This is a genomic window from Arthrobacter sp. SPT-J7 (assembly GCF_059089965.1).
In genome coordinates this window covers 1-6,032 of record NZ_JBNHFF010000200.1, presented here as the reverse complement: position 1 = coordinate 6,032, position 6,032 = coordinate 1, and the positions used below count along the sequence as shown (strand labels likewise).

The window sequence follows — 6,032 nt, the reverse complement described above, 5'->3', positions numbered from 1 at the left end:
GAATTCGACGACCAGCTGCTCTTCGCAGGTCACGGGGACCTCGGAGCGCTTGGGGCGGCGGACCAGGCGAGCCTGGAGGGCCTCCAGCTTGACGTCCAGGTATGCCGGAACGGCGGGCAGGACGTCGCGGTGGGCGCCGGCTGCTGCAACCTGGAGCGGAACCATGGTTTCGCTGCGGCTGTGGACGTGGACCAGCTGGCCCTCGCCGACGCGGAACGACGGGCGGTCAACGCGGACGCCGTCAACCATGATGTGGCGGTGCACAACCAGCTGGCGGGCCTGGGCGATGGTGCGGGCGAAGCCGGCACGCAGGACCAGGGCGTCAAGACGCATCTCGAGCAGTTCGATGAGGTTTTCACCGGTCAGGCCCTTGGTGCGGCGGGCTTCTTCAAAGGCACGGGTCATCTGTGCTTCGCGGATGCCGTACTGTGCGCGCAGGCGCTGCTTTTCGCGCAGACGTACGGCGTAGTCGGAGTCCTGCTTCTTGCGGGCACGGCCATGCTCACCGGGGCCGTACGGGCGGCGCTCCATGTACTTGGCGGCCTTGGGGGTCAGAGCGATGCCGAGGGACCGCGAGAGGCGGGCCTGACGGCGAGCACGAGTGTTGTTAGCCACTTGTGTCCTTCCAATATCTGCGGTGTGTCAGTGTTACTGGCCTCCACGATGGAGAGCATCGGCCAACCGCTGCCTTTTGCTACTGGGCACAGGCATAACCTTCTCAACGTAAAATTGGGGAGATTGTGCGTCCGCGCCTTGCCAGACAAACATCTATCCTACCACGGCGCCTACTGGCCCCGGACGATCCTCCGCAGCCGCTCCAGCCGCACTGCGATGTCCCGCTCCGCGCCGTTGGCGGTGGGCTGGTAGTAGTCCCTTCCCACCAGGTCATCCGGCGGGTACTGCTGCGTGGCAACTCCGTGTGGCGCGTCGTGGGCGTACTTGTAGCCCAGGCCGTGGCCCAACTGCTTCGAACCCGGGTAATGCGCGTCCCGCAGGTGGGCGGGGATGCCGTTCCCAAGCCCTGCCCGCACATCGGAGATGGCTTTGTTAATGCCCATGTACGCGGCGTTGGACTTTGGCGCCGTGGCCAGGTGCACCACGGCCTCGGCCAGGATGATCCGCCCCTCGGGCATACCGATCAGCTGCACCGCCTGGGCTGCGGCCACCGCAGTCTGCAGCGCAGTGGGATCGGCCATCCCCACATCCTCGGCTGCCGAGATCACGATTCGTCGGGCGACGAACCGCGGGTCCTCCCCCGCTTCGAGCATCCGCGCCAGGTAGTGCAGGGCCGCGTCCACGTCGGACCCGCGGATGGACTTGATGAAGGCGCTGGCCACGTCATAATGCTGGTCTCCCGCCCGGTCGTAGCGGACGGCCGCAACGTCCAAGGCGCGCTCGGTGTGCTTCAACTCCACTTTTACCGTACCCTCGCCGGCGTCGTCAGCATCCCCGAACGCAACGCCTGCCGCCGCTTCCAGCGCCGTCAGGGCACGCCTGGCGTCGCCGCCGGAGAGCCGGACGAGGTGCGCCAGGGCTTCGTCGTCGAGCTCCACCTTCCCGGCCAGCCCGCGGGCGTCCCCAACCGCCCGCACAAGCAGGCCTTCGATGTCTGCATCAGTCAGCGGCTTGAGGGTCAGGAGCAGGGAACGGGACAGGAGCGGCGAGACCACGGAAAACGACGGGTTCTCGGTGGTGGCTGCGACCAGGACAACCCAGCGGTTCTCGACTCCGGGCAGCAGGGCATCCTGCTGCGCCTTGTTGAACCGGTGGATCTCATCGAGGAACAAAACGGTGGTCGTTTTATACAGGTCGCGGGCCGTTAAGGCATCGTCCATCACCCGCCGCACGTCCTTGACCCCGGCCGTAATGGCCGAAAGTTCAACGAACTTCCGTCCCGGGCCCCTGGCGATCACGTGCGCGAGCGTGGTCTTCCCGGTCCCGGGAGGACCCCAAAGGATCAGTGAACTCGGCCCTGCCGGCCCGGCTGCATCTGCTCCTGCCGCCAGTTGCCTTAGCGGCGAGCCCTGGCCCAGCAGGTGCTGCTGGCCCACTACCTCATCGACGGTCCGCGGCCGCATCCGCACGGCCAGCGGACTCCGCGGCTTGGCACTCCCGCTGGAGACGGTGCTGCCGGCGGCAACGGGACCGTCGTCGTCATCGGTGCCGGGCCCGTGCCCGAAGAGATCTTCCACATAGATAGGCTACTTCCAGTTCACCCATAGGCTTCCGCGCGGAAGCTGCAGCCGTTCAGCGAAGGATGCCCGCATGTCCGCACATACCCCCGCCGGCGGACAGCGGCTGCCTTCCGTCCGCACTGCCTACGTCCCGGGCGGCCGCCTGCCCGGGTGGGCGGAGAGGTTCGGTGCCGCACATGGCGGACTCCGGCTGCGGGATGACGACGACGGCCTGCGCCTTCTTGCTGACGACGGCGCCGTTGCGCTCCTGCAGGCGCCCTGGCCCAGCGACGGCCGGCCCGGCCGCGGTGCGGACGCGCTGGAGCGGCTCGCCTCCCTCGCGTCACAGCCGCGCCGGCTTGGCCTCCTCCTAATCAGGCGTGGAGGATACGGTGTGGCGGTGGTGAGCGAGGGCGTGGCTCTTGCCTCCAAGGTCGGTTCCACCTACGTGCAGTCCCGGACCGCCGCGGGCGGCCAGTCCCAGCAGCGGTTCGCGCGGCGGCGGTCCAACCAGGCGGATGCACTCGTGGGCGCTGTAGCCGAACAGGCCCTTCGGGTATTCCGCGGGGAGCCGTTCGAATACGTGGTCCCGGGCGGTGACCGGGCATTGGCGGGCTTTGTCCTCGACCACCCGGCTTTGAAGGACTATTCCGGGCTCCCCCGGCTGGCCTACCTTGACGTCCCCGACCCCAAAGCGGCGGTGCTGAAGAAGGCAGCCGCGGACGCCTGCTCGGTACGGATCCAGGTTACCGACCCGCACTAGCAATGCCGGGACCAGGCCTGCAGGGTGACAAGGACCCTTGGCACTTCCCATCGCACGGCTTTGTGACATGCCCATCGAGTCGATCCCATTCCCGACGATGCTGACGTAACAACCAAGCGTTGAGCTCAGCAGCAGGCCAGGGCAGCGCGGCCTGGGGCTCCACGGCGGCCTCCCGCGGCCACAACGAGTTGGCCCTCTGGGTGACGCCGGCGGCAGCCCGGAGGACCCACTCCCCCGTGTCGCAACGCTGACGGCAGGCCAGGCCACGTCCGTAAGCGTTTCGAAAGAGCGGGCCGGCTGCCCGGGGGCTGTAAACCAAAGGGACTCCCGCGGATAGGACTGAAGGCCCTCCCTTCCAGGAGAGCCTTCAGTTGGATAGCGGTGCTTTACTTGCCGTCTGCCGGTTTGGCCTCAGGCTTGAAGTCCACGCCGGCTTCCTTGCGCTGCTGGGGCGTGATGGGAGCCGGGGCCGCCGTCAGGGGATCGTAACCGTTGCCGGTCTTCGGGAAGGCAATAACGTCGCGGATGGACTCAACACCGGCCAGCAGTGCCACCACGCGGTCCCATCCGAAGGCGATGCCGCCGTGCGGAGGGGCGCCGTACTTGAACCCTTCCAGCAGGAAGCCGAACTTGGTCTGGGCATCCTCCCGGTCTAGGCCCATCAGTTCGAAGACCCGTTCCTGGACGTCGCGCTCGTGGATACGGATCGAACCGCCGCCGATTTCGTTGCCGTTGCAGACAATGTCGTACGCGTAGGACAGGGCCGATTCCGGATCCTGGTCGAACGTGTCCAGGAACTCGGGCTTGGGCGAAGTGAAGGCGTGGTGCACGGCCGTCCACTTGCCGCCCCCGACGGCCACGTCTCCGGACGCGACCGCTGCTGCGGCCGGTTCGAACATGGGCGCGTCCACTACCCAGCAGAAGGCCCAGGCCTTGGGGTCGATGAGGCCGGTGCGGTGTCCGATTTCGACGCGGGCAGCACCGAGGAGGGCGCGGGCGGCTGTCTTCTCACCGGCTGCGAAGAAGATGCAGTCGCCGGGCTTGGCGCCAACGGCATCCGCCAAGCCTGCGCGCTCCGTGTCGGTCAGGTTCTTGGCCACCGGGCCGGCGAGCTCGCCGTCTTCCTTGAACAGGACGTACGCAAGGCCCTTGTGCCCCCGCTGCTTGGCGAATTCCTGCCAGCCGTCCAAGGTGCGGCGGGGCTGGGAGGCGCCGCCCGGCATCACCACGGCGCCGACGTACGGAGCCTTGAAGACGCCGAAGTTGGTGTCCCTAAAGAACTCGGTGAGCTCGGTCAGCTCCACGTCGAAGCGGAGGTCGGGCTTGTCCGAGCCGTACCGGGCCATGGCGTCCGCGTAGGTGATGCGCTGGATGGGCGTCGGGATCTCGACGTCGATCAGCCTCCATAGTGCCTTGACGATGTTCTCGCCGAGGGCAATGATGTCGTCCTGGTCCACGAAGCTGGCTTCGATGTCCAGCTGGGTGAATTCCGGCTGGCGGTCGGCGCGGAAGTCTTCATCGCGGTAGCAACGGGCGATCTGGTAGTACTTCTCGAAACCGCCCACCTGCAGAAGTTGCTTGAAAAGCTGCGGTGACTGCGGCAGGGCGTACCACGAACCCGGCGCCAGGCGGGCGGGGACCACAAAGTCCCGGGCGCCTTCCGGCGTCGAACGGGTCAGCGTGGGGGTTTCAACCTCCACGAAACCGTCCTGGTGCAGCAGCTCACGGGCCACGCGGTTTGCCTCCGAGCGGAGCCGGAGGTTGCGGGCAGGGCCGGGCCGGCGCAGGTCCAGGTAGCGGTGCTTCAGGCGTGCTTCCTCGCCCACCTCAACGTGCTCGTCAATCTGGAACGGGAGCGGCTCGGAGGTGTTGAGGATGACCACCTTGTCTGCCATGACCTCGATCCCGCCGGTGGCCAGCGCGGGGTTTTCATTGCCCTCAGGCCGCTTGGAGACGGTGCCGGTGACCTGCAGGACATACTCGTTGCGCAGGCCGTGGAAAACTTCTTCCTCGCGGACCACAACCTGTGCCACGCCGGAAGCATCGCGCAGGTCCACGAAAGCCACACCACCGTGATCACGACGGCGGCCCACCCAGCCAGCGAGGGTTACGGTTTGTCCAATGTGCTCGGAACGAAGGGATCCGAGGTCATGTGTGCGCAGCACAGCACGCCTTTCTGCGGGGTAACACGGGAAGTCATACGGAAAGTTAAATAGGATCGTTCGGGGAACGATTCCGTTCGAGTTTACCCGCTGCAAAGGGACTGTCACCGCATGAGCGCGCACCAGCAACTGCATCGAAGGCTTGGCACCTTCGATGCCACTACGATCGGCCTTGGCTCCATGCTGGGCGCGGGAGTGTTCGTTGTCTTTTCCCCGGCGGCCGCGCTGGCCGGGAATTTGCTGGTCCTTTCGGTAATCATTGCGGGGGCCGTGGCCTACTGCAATGCTGTGGCCTCCGCCGCCCTGGCAGCGAAGTACCCTACCAGCGGAGGGACGTATGTCTACGGCCGCCAACAGCTCGGTGAGTGGCCGGGGTTCCTCGCCGGCTGGGGCTTCGTGACCGGAAAAACCGCATCGTGTGCGGCGATGGCGCTGACTTTCGGCAGCTATGTCGCCCGTGATTTCGCAGTGCCGGTTGCCATCGCGGCTGTGGTGGCGTTGACCGCAGTCAACCTTCTGGGGGTCACCCGGACGGCCCTGCTGACCCGCATCCTGCTGTGCATGGTACTGGCCACTCTGGTGTTTGTGGCCGTTTCAGCGATTGTTGGGCCGCACCCGGAAGCCGACGGACCTCTGGGGGCTGCCTTGGGCGGACCCGAGGGTGTGCTGCCAGCTGCCGGGCTGCTGTTTTTCGCCTTTGCCGGCTACGCCCGGATCGCCACGCTGGGTGAGGAAGTCAAGGACCCGTCCCGTTCCATCCCAAGGGCCATCCTTGCCGCACTGGCTGCTGCCTTCGCCATCTACCTGGCGCTGGCATTGCTGCTGCTCAACCACCTTCCCGGCGGAGAACTGGCTGCCACGCAGACCCCGCTGCTGGATGCGGTCCAGCAGTCACGGCTTGCGGCCGGCGCGCCGTTGGTGCAGGCGGGCGCG

5 protein-coding genes are annotated in these 6,032 nt (G+C 66.7%); 2 read left to right on the top strand and 3 right to left on the bottom strand.

Features of this window, described 5'->3' with window-relative positions:
* A partial coding sequence (gene rpsD, locus AC5RWX_RS29240) for a 30S ribosomal protein S4 (protein WP_494099735.1) occupies positions 1-615 on the bottom strand: 615 nt, incomplete at its 3' end.
* A gap of 170 nt (positions 616-785) precedes the next feature.
* Positions 786-2,192 carry a replication-associated recombination protein A gene (locus AC5RWX_RS29235; RefSeq protein WP_494099734.1) on the bottom strand — a complete coding sequence of 469 codons (1,407 nt, stop codon included), beginning with the start codon at positions 2,190-2,192 and terminating at the stop codon, positions 786-788.
* Between the two features lie 73 nt (positions 2,193-2,265).
* On the opposite strand from AC5RWX_RS29235, the gene AC5RWX_RS29230 reads away from it, so the two are divergent.
* The gene (locus AC5RWX_RS29230) at positions 2,266-2,937 is read left to right on the top strand and encodes an acVLRF1 family peptidyl-tRNA hydrolase (protein WP_494099733.1); all 672 of its coding nucleotides are present in this window, start codon (positions 2,266-2,268) and stop codon (positions 2,935-2,937) included.
* A gap of 386 nt (positions 2,938-3,323) precedes the next feature.
* Here the strand turns inward: AC5RWX_RS29230 and aspS are convergent, their stop codons facing one another.
* Positions 3,324-5,102: an aspartate--tRNA ligase gene (gene aspS, locus AC5RWX_RS29225; RefSeq protein WP_494099732.1), complete on the bottom strand. Its 1,779-nt coding sequence runs from the start codon at positions 5,100-5,102 to the stop codon at positions 3,324-3,326.
* Positions 5,103-5,210: 108 nt separating this feature from the next.
* On the opposite strand from aspS, the gene AC5RWX_RS29220 reads away from it, so the two are divergent.
* On the top strand, positions 5,211-6,032 hold an 822-nt coding region (locus AC5RWX_RS29220; protein ID WP_494099731.1), incomplete at its 3' end, for an APC family permease.